Origin of the sequence: Variovorax jilinensis (assembly GCF_030316885.1) — a bacterium.
GTDB lineage: Bacteria > Pseudomonadota > Gammaproteobacteria > Burkholderiales > Burkholderiaceae_C > Variovorax > Variovorax jilinensis.
The window spans coordinates 148,039-163,874 of record NZ_JASZYQ010000008.1; the positions used below are offsets into that span (position 1 = coordinate 148,039).

Consider the following 15,836-nt stretch of genomic DNA (forward strand, 5'->3'; position numbering starts at 1 on the left):
ATGGCACAGATTGCCAAGTCGACACGGCCGCTTGCCTTACGCAAATTGATAAAGCGCGAGGCGCTGATGGCGCGCCTGGTCGAGGCGCGGCGCCAGCGCTGCGTGGTCGTGCTGGGCCAGGCGGGCAGCGGCAAGACCAGCACCTTGGTGGCGTGGCGGCAGGAGCTGCTGTCCCTGGATTTCGACGTCGCCTCGCTGTCGCTGGTGCCGGCCCACGATCAACTTCAGCGCTTCCTGCGCGACTTGTTGACCAGCATCGCCAGCGTCGACGCCTCCCTCCTGGAGGAGGCCGGACTGCTGACCGAGGGCGTCGAATCCGACGCCGAGATCGAGCGCTGGATCATCGCGCTGGTCCAGGGCATCGCCTTGCGCCAGCGCGAACTGGTGCTAATGCTCGACGACCTGCAGCACCTGCGGGAGCCGCGGATCTTTCGGGCCATCCAGTGGCTGCTGGACTATGCACCCGCGCGTTTGCACGTGGCCCTGAGTTCGCGCACGGCGTTGCCGCTCTCGTTCGAGCGCCTGCGCTCTCGCGGTCTTGTCACCGAGCTGGACATGCGCGACCTGCGCTTCAGCGCCGACGAGTCGGAGCGCTATCTTCGCGGGCAATTGGGCCGCATTGACGCCGGCGATGCCCGGGCCCTGCACGAGCTCACCGATGGCTGGGTGGCGGGCCTGCAGCTCTTCGCGCTCGACCTGCGGACCAAGGAAGGCCGGAGCGATGCCGGATATGCGCCGGTTCGCGTGCGCGATGCGCATGCCTTCGCCAGCTACTTCGAGCGCGAAGTGCTGGTGCACATCGCACCGGATGACCTGGACATGCTGACCCGTGTTTCGGTCTGCAGCCGCTTCTGCGTGCCGCTTTGCGCCTCGCTGCTTGTGCCTTCGCAGCCGCTGCCGCGCGTGCGCGCCAGGCTCACGAGGTTGGAAGAGGACAACTTCTTCATCACCCAGACCGGCGGCGCCGAGCGCGAGCCGTGGTATCGCCTTCACCCCCTGCTGCGGGAGACGCTGCTGGCGCGCATCGAGCAATGGCCGCTCGTGCAGTGCCGCGCGCTTCACGTCGCTGCCTGCCGTTGGTTCATCGCTCGCGGCGAGCTGGAAGATGCAGTGCATCACGCGGTGCAAGCGGGTGACATGGCACAGGCGGTTTCGCTCGTCGAGGCCAGCGCGCACGACCTGCTGTCGAGCGGCGAGCTGTCGCAGCTCGCACAGCTGCTGCGCCAGCTGCCCGGCGAGGCGATCCTGCAGCACTTCGATCTTCACCTGGCGCAGGCCTACCTGGCCATGTACGCGCGCGACTTCATAGCCTGCGATGCCAGTTTGCGGCAGATGGAAGCCCGGCAGCAGACGCTCGATGTGCGCCAGCGCTACGACCTCCTGCTGTTGCGCTGCGGGCTGGCGGCGCAGCAGGACCGGACCGACGTGGTGGTCGGTCTTCTTGCGGCCTTGAACGACATCCCGGTGGATGCCAAGGACCTGGCCTGGACCAGCCGCGCCAACCTGCTCGCCTGGACCTACAACCACGAGGGCGCCTACGAACAGGCGAGTCATGCCTTCGACGATGCGCGGCACCGCAACGGCGCACAGCTAAGTGCGCTGCTGGGTCGCTGCATGCTGGCGTCCAGCCTGCGCCGCCAGGGCAAGCTCAGCGAGGCCGAGCAGCTTGCACGAGAGGTTTTGCGCGCGGCCGAGCTGCGCGGTGCGGCTTTCGGCGGCGTGGCCTGCACCTCGGCGGCGGTGCTCGCCGACGTCCTCTACGAGATCGACGAGGTCGAAGCCGCGAAAGAGCTGCTCGAGTCGCGGGTCGCAGCCACCGAGCGACTGACCTTGCCCGGTGTCGTGTTTCGATCCCTTGTCACGTTGGCGGGTTGCCATCGGCTCTCCGGTCGCGATGAGGAGGCGTTCGCCGTCATCGACCGGCTTGAGGACTACGCGGCGCGCTATCGCTTCGACCGCATCCTCGCGCAGGCGCTGGAGTTCCGGCTGCGCTTTCACCTGGTTCGAGGCGAGCCTGGCGAAGCGGTGGGCATCGTGCAGCGCCTGGAAGCGCTACTTCATCGGCAGGAAGACGGGGGTTCGATCGCTGCGCGGATCGCCGACAGCCTGGCTCGTGCGCGCTGCGACATGGCACTGAATGGATGCGACTTCGCAAGCGCGGCCAAGCAGCTGAAAGCACGCACTGACGCAGCCAACCAGCCGCTGAACAGAGGCGCGGCCGAGTTGCAGGTCCAAGGGGCGCTGGCGAGCTTCGGCATGGGAGAGCCGGCGGCCGCGCGCGAGAAGCTCATCGAAGGCTTGCGCATCGGCCATAGCCTAGGCCTGGTGCGTGGCCTGCTCGATGTCTCCCCCGAACTGCCGCGGATGTTGCGCGCGCTGCTGAATGGCGCAGATCTTGAACCGGTGCTGGCCTTCCATGTCAACCGGCTGCTGGCCGCGGCCGATCGAACCCATGCGCCGTCTCCGGCGACCGCGCAGCGACGCTCCTCCGCACCGGTACCGGCCGCAGCGCTCAGCGACAGGGAATACGAAGTCCTGTCCTTGCTAGCGCAAGCCATGCCCAACAAGAAGATCGCGCGGGTGCTCGACGTCAGCCTCGATACGGTCAAGTTCCACCTCAAGAACATCTACGGCAAGCTGGGCGTTGCGGCGCGGGACGAGGCGGTGGCCCGCCTGCGCGATCTGAACGCCAGCCGCGAGTCGGCTGGACACGCACCGTAGGCCCGGCGGCTCGACCTACCCGGCTCCAAGCACGAACCTACTCCAGCGGGGTAGTGCGCCGGCGCGCATGCCTGGCGATCATTCATGCATCGCCGAAGGATCGTCATTCCGCAGGCGCGGATCGAAGAACTCGCATGGAGACAAGAATGAAACGCATCGCGAAAGCGTGTGCTGCACTGGTGCTGGTCGTCGTGACCGGCCTGGCCTCGGCCTACCCCGACAAGCCTGTTCGCCTCGTGCTGCCCTATCCGGCGGGCGGACCCACCGATGCCGTCGCGCGCTCGGTGGCCGAGCGCCTGGGCGCCGCGTGGGGCCAGCCGGTGATCGTCGAGAACCGCCCGGGCGCCAACGGTGCCATCGGTACCGAATTGGTGGCCCGGAGCCTTCCCGACGGCTACACGTTGCTGGTCCATTCGCCGATCATGCTTGCCACCGAGATGACGCGGCCGACAGTGCGCTATCGCACGCTGAAGGATTTCAAGCCCGTCTCGCTGGTCTTCTCGTCGGCCGTCTTCCTCATGGCCAGCAACCAGAGTTCGCAGGGCGACCTCAAGCAGGTGCTGACGTCGGCGACGGGTCGCGCGGGTGATCTGAGCTACGGATCGCACGGTGCAGGCACCACCGGCCACTACATGGGTCGGCGGCTGGAGAACGTCGCGGGCATCGAAATGACCCATGTTCCGTACACCGGCGATGCGACCATTCTGACGGCCCTGCTCGGCGGCCATATCAAGCTGGGCTTCCTGAGCGGGACCGGCGCCAGGAAGGCGCTGGATTCCGGCAAGGCGCGCGGCCTGGCCGTGGCGAGTGCCGAGCGCTCGCCGCTGATGCCCGAGGTGCCCACCTTCAAGGAGCAGGGCTTCGTCGGCTTCGACCGCGAAAGCTGGGGCATGTTGTTCGCGCCGGCCGGCACCCCCGACGAGGTGGTGAACAAGATCGCGCTCGAGGTCGACCGGGCCGTCAAGCAGCACGAGGTGGTGCAGCAGTTCATGGGCTTCGGCCTCGGCGCCAAGGGCGGCACGCCCGCCGATGCCCGCCGCATCGTCCAGGACGACTTCGCCTACTGGAGCCGGCTCATCGAGGAATTCGGAGTGCTGGGCCAATGACCTCGAAGCGCCATCACAAGCACTGGCCGGACGGCGTGCCGCACACGCTGGAGGCGCCGGGCGGCACGTTGTACGACCGCCTGGAGGCGGTCGCGCGCCGGTCGCCGGACAAGACCGCGATCGACTACTACGGCCGGGCGACCAGCTTCAGGGAGCTTCATCAGGCGGTGCTGAACCTCGCGGGCTACCTGCAGCAGCACCTGGGCGTGGCACGCGGCGACCGGGTCATGCTGCTGATGCAGAACTGTCCGCAGTTCATCATCGGCTACCACGCCATCCAGCGTTGCGACGCCGTGGTGGTGTCGCTCAGCCCCATGAGCACGCCGGAAGAGGTCGCCTACTTCGCCGCCGATGCCGGCGCCCACGTGATGATCCTGACGCAGGACATGCTGCCGCGCATCGACGCTGCGCTGACCGGTGGCCTCATCGCCGGCTGCGTCGTCGGTGCCTGCGCCGACATGGCGGGCACCGACGCGCAGGTGCCGCTCGTGGCGCCACCCGAATTCGTGCGCGAACCGCGGCGGCCGTGCGACCGTGTCAGCCGGCCCCAACTGCACGACTTCGCCGGCGCGCTGGCGGCCGGCATCGAGCCGCGCCCGATGGACAGCGGGCCGGACGATCTGGCCGCGATCGCCTACACCTCGGGCACCACCGGCAAGCCCAAGGGCGCGATGCTGCGGCACGGTGCCTTCTCGCTCGGGGTGGCGCAGCGATCGCTGTGGTTTGCGGGCGCGCCCGAATGCAGCGACCTGATCGTGCTGCCGATGAACCACGTCGCGGGCATGTGCGCCATGAACCAGGCGGTCTGCGAGGGGCGCACCATCGTGTTGCTGGCGCGGTGGGATGCCGGCGCCATCCCGGCGCTGATCGAACGCTGCCGCATCGACCGCTGGGCTGCGGTCACGCCGATGCTGGTCGAACTGATGGACCGTCCCGAACTGGCGCAGCACGACGTGTCCTCGCTGCAACGCTTGTATGGCGGTGCCACCGCCATGCCGGCGGCCGTCGCGCGCGAGGTGCGGCGGCGCTTCGGAGTCCCGTTCATCGAGTGCTACGGCATGACCGAGACCTGCGGCAGCTCGCACATGAATCCGCCGCAGGCGCCGCGCCTGCAATGCGGCGGCATCCCGCAGATCAACGTGGACGCCCGGGTCATCGACCCCGTCACGGGCGCCGAGCTCGGGCCGAACGAGGCGGGCGAGATCGTGATGCATTGCGCGACCCAGTTCGATGGTTACTGGCAGCAGCCCGCGGCGACACGGGAGGCCTTCATCGAGATCGACGGCAAGGCCTTCGTGCGCAGCGGCGACATCGGCCACTTCGACGAGGACGGCTACTTCTACATCACCGATCGGCTCAAGCGAATGATCAATGCGTCGGGCCTCAAGGTCTGGCCGGCCGAGATCGAGGCCTGCCTGTTCGGCCATCCCGCGGTGCAGGAGGCTTGCGTGATCGGGGTGTCCGATGCACGGCGCGGCGAGTCGGTCAAGGCGCTGGTGGTCCTTCGGCGTGCCGCCGCCGAGGGTGCGTCGTCGCAATCCATGATCGAATTCCTGCGCGGTCGCCTGGCCGCCTACAAGGTGCCGCGCCTCGTCGAATTCGTCGACGCGCTGCCCAAGTCCGGTACCGGCAAGGTGCTGTGGCGGCAGTTGCAGGCACAGCACGAGACGGGTCCCCGCCCATGACAACCATCGCAAACGAACCCATGACCTACGGAATCACCGGCTACGGCACCTACGTGCCACGCCTTCGGATGCAGCGGGAGGCGATCGCCGCCGCCCATCGCTGGATGGCGCCCCAGGCCGCGCCCGCAAAGGGCCACCGTGCCTTCTGCAGCTGGGACGAGGACAGCATCACGATGGCGGTGGAGGCGGCGCGCAGCGCCCTGCCCGCTGTGGCGCGCGCTGCGATCCAGTCCCTGGCGATGGCCACCACGCGGCCCGCATTCGCGGACCTGCAGGGCACGAGCATCGTTGCCGCCGCACTCGACCTGCCGGCGGACATCCGGACCATCGACCTGGGCCAGTCGCAGCGGGCCGGCGTGAGCGGCCTGCTGGCGCAACTTCGCGCGGCCGATGGCCAAGCGGTCTTCATCGCCAGCGACCATCCAAGTGCCAAGCCCGCGAGCGCCCAGGAGCTGAGTTACGGCGCCGGCGCCGCTGCCTTCACGTTGGGACACGAGGCCGTGATCGCCGAGCTGATCGGCGCCCACAGCGTCTGGAACATGTTCTTGGACCACTTCCGCGCGAGCGAAGCCAAGCACGACTACTACTGGGAAGAGCGTTGGATCCGCGACGAGGGCTACGCCAAGATCGTGCCGCAGGCGGTCGCCGCCGCGCTCGAGTCGGCGCGGCTCGATGCCACCGAGGTGAACCACTTCGTGTTCGCCTCGCCGTTGAAGGGCAGCGGCGCGATGGTGGCCAAGCGCTGCGGCTTCGCCGTCGAGACGCTCGGCACGGCGCTCGACGAGCCCTGCGGCTATGCCGGCGCGGCGCACCCTTGCCTGATGCTCGTCGACGCGCTCGAGCGTTGCCGGCCTGGCGAGGTCATCGTGGTGGTCGGCTTCGGGCAGGGCTGCGACGTGATGGTGATGCGCGCCACGCGGGCCGTCGAAGAGTACCGGCCGGGCCGCGGCCTGCGCTCGGCCTTGGCCGACGCCCAGGTGCAGGGCGACTACCTGCGCATGCTGTCCTACGACAAGGGCATCGAACTGGAATGGGGCATGCGCTCGGAGAAGCCGGTCAAGACCGCGCTGAGCGAGCAATACCGAAGCGCCGGGCAGCTCGGCGCCATGGTCGGCTGCCGGTGCCGGCGCTGCAACACCGTGCAGTTCCCGCGCCTGGCTTATTGCGTCGGCGAGGGCTGCGGCGCGCCCGCCGCCGAGAGCGAGCCCGTACCCCTCAGCGACGTGCCCGCGAAGCTGCTGACCTGCACCGCGGACTGGCTTTCCTATCACCCGGCGCCGCCGCTGCATGTGGGCTTCGTGCAGTTCGACAACGGCGCCCGCATGCTGATGGAGATCGTCGATGTCGGTACGGCCGGGCTCGACGTGGGCATGCCGCTGCGCATGACCTACCGCATCAAGGACGTCGACGCCGCGCGCGGCTACGCGCGCTATTTCTGGAAGGCCACGCCCGTGGCGGCTTGAGGAGCGACCGAGACATGGCAACAGGTATCAAGGACAAGGTCGCGATCATCGGCATGGGCTGCTCGCGCTTCGGCGAACGCTTCGATGCGGGAACGCCCGAACTGATGGCGGAGGCCTTCAACGAGGCGCTCTCGGACGCCGGCATCGAGCGCAAGCAGATCGAAGCCGCCTGGTTCGGCTCCTGCCTCGACCAGATCAACATCGGCAACTCGGCCATCCCGGCGTCTCTGGCGCTGCGGCTGGATGGCATCCCGGTGAGCCGGGTGGAGAACATGTGCGCCACCGGCACCGAGGCGCTGCGCGGCGCCGCCTATGCGGTGGCGTCGGGCGCGGTCGACATCGCCCTGGCCATCGGCGCCGAGAAACTCAAGGACACCGGCTACGGCGGCCTGCCGCCCACCTACAAGGGCACCTTCAACGACCTCTGGTTGCCGCTCGGCTCGGCGCCGGCGGGCTTCGCGCAGCTGGCCGATGGCTACCGCGCGCGCCATGGCATCTCGCGCGACGAACTGAAGCGAGCCATCGCGCGGGTGTCGTGGAAGAGCCATCAGAACGGCGCGCTCAGCCCCAAGGCGCATCTGCGCAAGCCCGTGACCATGGAGCAGATCCTCGGCGCGCCGATGATCGCCGACCCGCTGGGCCTGTTCGACTGCTGCGGCGTCAGCGACGGCGCGGCCTGCGCCATCGTGACCACGCCCGAGATCGCGCGGGCGCTGGGACGCAAGGACATGGTGACCATCAAGGCCATCCAGCTGAGCGCGAGCTCGGGCATCGAATCGAGCACCAACACCTGGGACGGCAGCCACGTGCGCAACACGCGCAGTGCCGCGAGCCGGGCCTACGCCGAGGCCGGCGTGAGCAACCCGCGCAAGCAGGTCTCGCTGATGGAGGTGCACGACTGCTTCTCGATCACCGAGCTGGTGACGATGGAGGACCTGTTCATCTCGGAGCCCGGCGCAGCGGTGCACGACGTCCTCGACGGCTTCTACGACCGCGAGGGGGGCGGCGTTCCGTGCCAGGTGGATGGCGGCCTCAAGTGCTTCGGTCATCCGATCGGCGCCTCCGGCCTGCGCATGGCCTACGAGATCTACAACCAGCTGCAGGGACGCGCGGGCGAGCGCCAGCTGCGCAACCCGAGCCTGGGACTGACGCACAACCTGGGCGGCGTTCCCTACCAGGGCGTGGCCGCGGTGAGCCTGCTGGGCCTGCATTGAGCCACCGGCACCGGCAACCAACGACGAAAGGAAAGCGACATGAAGCAGCTTGAAGACAAGGTCATCATCGTCACCGGCGCGGGCGCCGGCGTGGGGCGCGGCATCGCGCGCGAGGCGGCGCGCCAGGGCGCGAGGGTGGTCGTGAACGACCTTGGCGTGAGGATCGACGGCACCGAGTCCAGTGCCGGCCCGGCGCAGGAGACCGTCGAGCTGATCCGGGCGGAAGGCGGCGTGGCCAGCGCCAACACCGACAGCGTCGCCGACTGGAGCGGCGCCAACCGGATCGTGCAGCAGGCGCTGGACCTGTACGGCCGGGTCGACGGCGTGGTGAACAATGCCGGCAACCTGCGCGATGCGCTGTTCCACAAGATGAGCGAGGACGAGTTCGACGCCGTCATCCGCGTCCACCTCAAGGGCAGCTGGAACGTGGCGCGCGCGGCGGCACCGCACTTCAAGGCGCAGCAGGGCGGCGCCTACGTCCACATGACCTCCACTTCGGGCCTGGTCGGCAACCTGGGCCAGGCGAACTATGCCGCCGCCAAGATGGGCATCGTGGGCCTGTCCAAGTCGATCGCGGTGGACATGCAGAAGTTCGGCGTGCGTTCCAATTGCATCGCACCGTTCGCCTTCACCCGCATGGTCGGCAGCATCCCGACGGAAACGCCCCAACAGGCCGCCCGCATGAAGATGCTGATGACCATGGAGGCCGACAAGATCGCGCCCTTCACCCTGGCGCTGCTCAGCGACCCGGCCAGCGAAGTGACGGGCCAGATCTTCGGCGTGCGCAACAACGAGATCTTCCTGTTCTCGCAGCCGCGCCCGATCCGCACCATGCACGACTCGGCCGGCTGGACGGTGCAGGGCTGCATCGAGCGCGCGATCCCGGCCTTCAGGCCGTCGATGGCGCCGCTGGAGCTGTCGCGCGATGTCTTCGCCTGGGACCCGATGTAGGAGCCTCGACGCAATGATCGACCTTCCGAAACTGCTCGACCATCCCATCCCGGAGGCGCGGCAGAAGCTTTCTCGCCGCGATGCGGCCCTGTATGCGCTGTCCGTGGGGCTGGGCCAGGACCCGCTTGACGCCCGTCAGCTGTCCTTCGTGGATCCCGCGCGCGCGGACATGCCGATCCTGCCCTTCATGGCGGTGGTGCTGGCGCCGCAAGGGCCATGGATGGCGGATCCGGCGCTCGGCATCGACTACGTCCGCGCGGTGCATGGCGAGCAGTCGATGCGCTTCGAGGCTCCGCTCCCGACCGAGGGCGAGATCGTCGCCCGGCTGCGTGTGCTCGACGTCGTCGACAAGGGCGCGGACAGGGGTGCGCTGCTCTACACCGAGAAAGAGCTGCGCAATGCCGCCACCGGAGAGCGCTGCGCCGTGCTGCACAGCACGCTGTTCCTGCGCGGCGACGGCGGCTTCGGCGGGCCCACGCGGCCGGTCGCTCCGGCGCATCGGCCGCCCGACCGTGCGCCCGACCACACGCTCGACCTTCCGACACGGCCCGAGCAGGCGCTCTACTACCGACTCAATGGCGACTTGAACCCGCTGCATGCCGACCCGGCGGCAGCCGCGAAGGCCGGCTATGCGCGACCGATCCTGCATGGCCTGTGCACGCTGGGGCTGTGCGGCCACGCGTTGCTGCGCACGCTCTGCGACTACGACGCCGCACGCCTGGCCGCGCTCAGCCTGCGCTTCAGCGCACCCGTGCTGCCGGGCGACACGGTGCGGGTCGAGCTGTGGGACGACGGCTCCTTCCGTGCCCGCGCGCTCGAACGCGACACCCTGGTCATCAACCACGGCAAGGCCGACATCCGACTGCCATGAAGCTCGAACTCGACCCCACCCAGGCCGCTTTTCGCGACGAGGTGCGCGTTTTTATCCGAGACCACCTGCCCGACGAAATCCGCCAGCGCCTGCGTCGCGGCCATGCACCGCGCAAGCGCGATTCGGTGACCTGGCAGCGCTTGCTCAACACCCGCGGATGGGCCGCCCCGCACTGGCCGACGGAGTACGGCGGGGCCGGGCTGGACGTGGCGCGCCGGTTGATCCTGGTGGACGAGCTCTACCGCGCGTCGGCGCCGCAGCCGATCGGCTTCAACGTCAACATGCTGGGCACCGTCCTGCTGCGCTATGGCACCGAGGCGCAGAAGCGCTTCTTCCTGCCCAAGCTCGCCAACCTGGATCTCTGGTTCTGTCAGGGCTTCTCGGAGCCCGGCTCCGGCTCCGACCTGGCCTCGCTGCGCACGCGGGCCGAGCGCGAGGGCGAGCACTACCGGGTCAACGGCCAGAAGATCTGGACCACCCATGCGCACCAGGCCGACTGGATGTTCGCGCTGGTACGCACCGAGCAGGCGGCGCGCAAGCAGGACGGGATTTCCTTCCTGCTGATCGACATGAAGAGCCCGGGCATCACGGTGCGCCCGATCGTGTCCATCGACGGCCAGCACCATCTCAACGAGGTGTTCCTCGACGACGTGAGGGTGCCGGTCGAGAACCTGGTGGGCGAGGAGGGCCGGGGCTGGGACTGTGCCAAGTACCTGCTGGTCAGCGAGCGGGTGTCGGTGGCCAGCGTGGGCCAGTGCTGGGAGCGGCTGGACTATGCGCGCGAGCTGGCCAGCCGGCCGAGGTGCGGTGGCACGCGCCTCGTCGACGACGCGAAGTTCGGCGGCGAACTGGCGGCGCTGGGCGCGGAGGTGCGTGCGCTGGAACTCACGGCCTGGCGCTTCCTGCTCGATCCGGACATCGGGCGCACGCTGCCGGGCTTCGCCTCGGTGCTCAAGCTCAAGGGCTCGGAGCTGATCCAGGAGATCACCGCCCTGCTCGCGCGCGTCTCCGGCCTCGCGGGGCTGGAGCGGCGGGCCAGCGACGGCGCGGACGCCCTCCATGCCGATGCGGCGACGGTGTCGCGCTATTTCTTCCATCGCGCCACCTCGATCTACGGCGGATCGAGCGAGGTGCAGAAGGACATCCTGGCCAAGGCCATCCTGGGCTGACGCACATGAATTTCGAGATCACGCAAGAACAGCTGCTGCTGTCCGAGAGCCTGTCGCGGCTGCTGGGCGATCACTACGGCTTCGAGCAGCGCCGGACCATCGCGGCCTCGGCCGAAGGATGGAGCCCGCAGGTCTGGCGCCAGCTGGCAGAACTGGGCGTGCTCGCGCTCGGCATTCCAGAGGCCCACGGCGGATTGGGCGGCACGGCGGTCGATCGACTGCCGCTGCTCGAAGCGCTCGGGCGTGCCTTGACGCTGGAGCCCGTGCTGGCCTCCTGCGTCCTCGGCGGTACGGCCGTACACCTGGCGGGCAGCGAGGCGCAGAAGGATGCGCTGCTGCCCCCGCTTGCCGCCGGCGAACTGCGCCTGGCCTGGGCGGACGAGGAGGAAGAGGGCGCGCCGACCTGCGCCGTTCGCGACGGTGATGGCTGGCGGCTCGATGGTCGCAAGCCCCTGGTGCTGCATGCCGATGCGGCGGGCTGGCTGGTGGTGAGCGCCCGCGTGGCGGGAGACGTGAATGCGACGCAGGGCGTGGCGCTGTTCCTCGTCGACCCCGCTGCCGCAGGCGTGGGGCTGCGCCGGTTCCGCTTGGTCGATGACACGCCGGCAGCCGAACTCACGCTGCGCGGTGTTGCGGCCTCGGCCTTGGGCGACCCGGCCGATCTCGCGCACCAGCATGCCGCCATCCAGGCGACGCTCGACGCCGGGACAGCCGCCGCCTGCGCCGGCATGATCGGGGCCATGGACAAGGCCTTCGAACTCAGCACCGGCTACGTGACCACGCGCAAGCAATTCGGCCGCCTGATCGGCGAGTACCAGGCGCTGCGCCATCGCATCGCCGAGATGAAGGTCAGTCTGGAGATCGCGCGCAGCATGGCGATGGCGGCCGCTGTGGCGGCGGACGACACCGGCTCACCCGCGTCCGGCATCGAATTGGCCAGAGCCAAGCTGGTGATCGGCCGGCACGCGCGCCTGCTTTGCCAGGCCGCCATCCAGTCGCATGGCGGCATCGGCATGACCGAGGAATACGCCGTCGGACATTGCCTGCGCCGGGTCCATGTGCTGGATCATCTCTGCGGCGACGTCGATGCGCAGGCCGCGCGCCTGGCCCGCGTGGGCGCTTGAAGACAGAGCAGGAAATCGACCCGACCATGTATCTCACGCTCAGCCTCCAGCGGTCCATGCAGCAGACGCCCGGCAAGACGGCGACCATCTTCGGCAAGCGTCGCCGCAGCTTCCAGGAACACGGCGAACGCGTCGGCCGGCTCGCCGGCGCGCTGCGCTCGGCAGGCCTGCAGGCGGGCGATCGCGTCGGCGTGCTGGCCCTCAATTCCGACCGCTTCCTCGAATGCATCATGGGCGTGTGGTGGGCCGGCGGTGTGCTCAATCCGGTCAACACGCGTTGGAGCGTGCCCGAGATCGTCTACTCGCTCGACGACTGCGACACCCGCATCCTGATCGTCGACGACGCCTTCGCACCGCTGGCACCGAGGATCGCTGCCGGGGCCCGCCATGCCCCGCTCTTGATCCACGCCGGCGAGGGCCCGGCCCCGGACGGAATGCTGGACTACGAACACCTGATCGCGGGGCACGCCACTGCCGCCGATGCCGGCCGCGGCGGCAACGACCTCGCCTGCATCATGTACACGGGCGGCACCACAGGGCATCCCAAGGGGGTCATGCAATCGCACCTGAACCTGTGGTCGGCGGCGGTCCAGCGGCTGGCCGAGACGCCGATCCTGCAGGGCAGCACCACCTTGCACGTGGTGCCGCTGTTTCACATTGCCGGGGTGGGGCGGGTGGTCATGCAATCCATCGCGGGCGAATGCCAGGCGGTATTGCGGGCCTTCGATCCGCGCGCGGTGCTCGAGGCGATCGAGCGCGAGAGGATCACGGACACGGTGATGGTGCCGACCATGATCCAGGCGGTGTTGGAGCACCCCGACTTCGACAAGTTCGACCTTGCGAGCTTCAGGCGGCTGGGCTATGGCGCCTCGCCGAGTGCCAGCGTGATGGTCGAGCAGGCGGTTCACAAGCTGCCGCAGGTGGAGCTTTCGCATGCCTATGGGTTGACGGAGGCCTGTCCCGTCATCTCGTCCAGCGGCCCGGCGGACCACAGCGAGGCTGCGCGAAGGAGCGGCGTGTCGCGCTCTGTGGGCCGTCCGGCCCTGGCCGTGCTAGTGCGGATCGTCGATCCGGAAGGGCAGGAAGTGCCGCGTGACATGGTGGGCGAGATCACCGCGCGCGGGCCCAACATGATGCTGGGCTACTGGAACAAGCCCGAAGAGACCGCGAGGGCCTTGCGCAACGGCTGGCTGCACACGGGCGACGGCGGCTACATGGACGCCGACGGCCGGCTCTACGTCGTCGACCGCATCAAGGACATGATCGTCAGCGGCGGCGAGAACGTCTATTCCGCCGAGGTGGAGAACGCCATCGCCCAGCACCCGGATGTCGCGATGTGCGCCGTGATCGGCATCCCGCACGAGAAGTGGGGGGAGGCGGTGCATGCCATCGTGGTGTGCCGGCCGGGTGCCGAACTGGACGAGGCCGCGGTGCGCGCCCACTGCCGCGAGCTGATCGCCGGCTACAAGTGCCCGAAGAGCGTCGCGTTCCGCGACGCGCTGCCGCTGTCGAGCGCCGGCAAGATTCTCAAGACAAAGCTGCGCGAGCCCTTCTGGGCCGACCGGGGCTCGACATGAGCGCCACTTGCATGGAGGAACGCGCGGCGGCGCCTGACGCGCCGCTGCACTTTCCTTGCGGGGTTGCGCCTGCACTCGGCGTGGCGCTCGAGATCGCGCCGGGAATCCTCTGGCAGCGCCTGCCGCTGCCCAGCGGCCAGACCGTCAATGCCTGGGCACTGCGCGACGGCGACGGCTGGACCGTGGTCGACTGCGGCATGTCCAACGAGCCAGCGCTCGAGGTATGGCGTCGACTGTTGTCGCCGGCGGGGCCGCTCGAAGGCCGACCGGTCCGGCGCGTGATCGGCACCCATCTGCACGCGGACCATGTCGGCATGGCCGGCTGGTTGTGCGCGGAGTTCGATGGCGAGCTGTGGATGACGCGCAGCGAGTACCTCCAGGCATCCTTGCTGCAGGCCCGCAGCGGGGGCTTGATGTCGGCGTCCGAGCTGTCCTTCTACGCGCGCGCCGGCTGGGATGCCGCGGCGTTGGGCGCGTTGCAACCGATGGGACGGCACATGGCGCCCCTGCCCACGCGCTATCGGCGCATCCGCGACGGCGAGTGCGTTCGCATCGGTGACGACGATTGGCAGGTGCTGGTCGGCAGCGGCCATTCGACCGAACACGCCTGCCTGTACTGTCCGGCACGCGGCCTGTTGCTATCGGGCGACCAGGTGCTGCCGAGCATCTCTTCCAACGTGTCGGTCTGGCCCTCCGAGCCCGGCGCGAATCCCATGCAGGACTGGCTTGCCTCCCTCGCGATGCTACGGCGGGTGGTGCCCGACGACGTGCTGGTGCTTCCCGCCCACCACGATCCGTTCCGCGGGCTGCACGGGCGGCTCGCGCAGCTCGAGCGCAAGCGGCATCGGGCCTTAGACCGACTGCGCGACGCTCTTGAGCAAGCGGATCGCCGCGCGGTCGATTGCTTCGAGACCTTGTTCGGCCGCAAGGAGTTCGCCAGCGTGTTCGTCCAGCAGCTCGCGACCGGCGAGGCGGTAGCCTATCTTCACTACCTCGTCGATCGCGGGGAGGCAGTGGTGCACGAGGACGTCCATGGCATCGCGTGGTACCGCGACGCGGCCCAGGCGCTTCCCGGGAGCGCTGAACGATGACCACATCGGACCTCCTCGCGCTGCGCGAGGCGACGCTTCGCATCGGCCCCGGCGGCGTGGCCGAGTTCACGCACCGGCGGCCGGAAGCGCGCAACGCGCTGAGCATGGCGATGCGCGAGGACTACCGCGACATGCTCGAGCGGGTCGAGAACGACCGCGGCATCCGCGCCCTGATCGTCACCGGCTCCGACGGCAGCTTTTGTGCCGGCGGTGACGTGAAAGGCATGGCCGCCATGCACGCCTCGCAGTCCGAGGCAGGGGCGGCCGCACAGGCGCGCAGCCGCATCGCCGCCGATCATCATCGCTGGCTGGACCGGCTGCGCTCGCTCGACGTGCCGGTGATCGCCGCGGTGGATGGCCCGGCCTTCGGCGCCGGGGCCTCGATCGCGCTCATGGCCGACTTCGTGCTGGCATCCACCCGTGCCAGCTTCTGCATGGTCTTTGCAAGGATGGGCATGGTGCCTGACTTCGGCGCCTTTCATACCCTGCCGCGGCTGGTCGGCCTGGCAAAGGCCAAGGAGCTCATGATGACCGCGCGGCGCTTCGGTGCCGAGGAGGCCCGGTCGCTCGGCATCGTCCATGCCGTGCACGAGCCGGCATGCTTGCTCGACGAAGCGCGCCACCTGGCAGCGCGGCTCGCGCGCGGCCCGCGCGACGCGCTGGGCATGATCAAGAATTCGCTGAACCGCAGCTTCGACTGCGACTACCGCACTATGGCCGAGATCGAAGCCCACCAACAGGCGGTGGCGATGTCGCTGCCCTTCCATGCCGATGCCGTGCAGCGTTTCCTGCGCAAGGAGTCGCCGGCCTACGACTGGGACCGCGCGGTCGAAGGTAAAGGCACGGCCTGAGGCTGGCCGCCGG

12 protein-coding genes are annotated in these 15,836 nt (G+C 69.0%); all 12 read left to right on the forward strand.

Annotated elements, in window-relative coordinates:
- The first annotated feature begins 66 nt into the window (after positions 1-66).
- The 12 genes from QTH87_RS22980 (at position 67) to QTH87_RS23035 (ending at position 15,823) form a co-directional block, all read left to right on the forward strand.
- The gene (locus tag QTH87_RS22980; protein ID WP_286612400.1) at positions 67-2,721 is read left to right on the forward strand and encodes a winged helix-turn-helix domain-containing protein; all 2,655 of its coding nucleotides are present in this window, start codon (positions 67-69) and stop codon (positions 2,719-2,721) included.
- Positions 2,722-2,867: 146 nt separating this feature from the next.
- Complete coding sequence (locus QTH87_RS22985) at positions 2,868-3,827, forward strand: Bug family tripartite tricarboxylate transporter substrate binding protein (protein WP_286612401.1); 960 nt, start codon at positions 2,868-2,870, stop codon at positions 3,825-3,827.
- A complete protein-coding gene (locus QTH87_RS22990) occupies positions 3,824-5,512 on the forward strand; it encodes an AMP-binding protein (RefSeq protein ID WP_286612402.1) in 1,689 nt (562 codons plus the stop codon). Before QTH87_RS22985 ends, QTH87_RS22990 begins: the two co-directional genes overlap by 4 nt.
- Complete coding sequence (locus QTH87_RS22995; protein ID WP_286612404.1) at positions 5,509-6,975, forward strand: hypothetical protein; 1,467 nt, start codon at positions 5,509-5,511, stop codon at positions 6,973-6,975. The genes QTH87_RS22990 and QTH87_RS22995 overlap by 4 nt, the downstream gene beginning before the upstream one ends.
- 14 nt (positions 6,976-6,989) lie before the next feature.
- Positions 6,990-8,189 (forward strand): acetyl-CoA acetyltransferase, encoded by a 1,200-nt coding sequence (locus tag QTH87_RS23000; RefSeq protein WP_286612405.1) that lies wholly within the window; start codon positions 6,990-6,992, stop codon positions 8,187-8,189.
- A gap of 39 nt (positions 8,190-8,228) precedes the next feature.
- Positions 8,229-9,140 (forward strand): SDR family NAD(P)-dependent oxidoreductase, encoded by a 912-nt coding sequence (locus QTH87_RS23005; protein ID WP_286612406.1) that lies wholly within the window; start codon positions 8,229-8,231, stop codon positions 9,138-9,140.
- 13 nt (positions 9,141-9,153) lie between these two features.
- Entirely contained in the window at positions 9,154-10,011 is an 858-nt protein-coding gene (locus QTH87_RS23010) for a MaoC/PaaZ C-terminal domain-containing protein (protein ID WP_286612407.1), read from the forward strand.
- Entirely contained in the window at positions 10,008-11,180 is a 1,173-nt protein-coding gene (locus QTH87_RS23015; protein ID WP_286612408.1) for an acyl-CoA dehydrogenase family protein, read from the forward strand. The genes QTH87_RS23010 and QTH87_RS23015 overlap by 4 nt, the downstream gene beginning before the upstream one ends.
- Before the next feature lie 5 nt (positions 11,181-11,185).
- Positions 11,186-12,304: an acyl-CoA dehydrogenase family protein gene (locus tag QTH87_RS23020; RefSeq protein ID WP_286612409.1), complete on the forward strand. Its 1,119-nt coding sequence runs from the start codon at positions 11,186-11,188 to the stop codon at positions 12,302-12,304.
- A 26-nt stretch (positions 12,305-12,330) separates the two neighbouring features.
- Positions 12,331-13,881 carry a long-chain-fatty-acid--CoA ligase gene (locus QTH87_RS23025; protein ID WP_286612431.1) on the forward strand — a complete coding sequence of 517 codons (1,551 nt, stop codon included), beginning with the start codon at positions 12,331-12,333 and terminating at the stop codon, positions 13,879-13,881.
- Positions 13,882-13,961: 80 nt separating this feature from the next.
- On the forward strand, positions 13,962-14,972 hold the full coding sequence (locus QTH87_RS23030) for an MBL fold metallo-hydrolase (RefSeq protein ID WP_286612410.1): 1,011 nt from the start codon (positions 13,962-13,964) through the stop codon (positions 14,970-14,972).
- Positions 14,969-15,823: an enoyl-CoA hydratase/isomerase family protein gene (locus QTH87_RS23035; protein WP_286612411.1), complete on the forward strand. Its 855-nt coding sequence runs from the start codon at positions 14,969-14,971 to the stop codon at positions 15,821-15,823. Before QTH87_RS23030 ends, QTH87_RS23035 begins: the two co-directional genes overlap by 4 nt.
- The last annotated feature ends 13 nt before the right edge of the window (positions 15,824-15,836 follow it).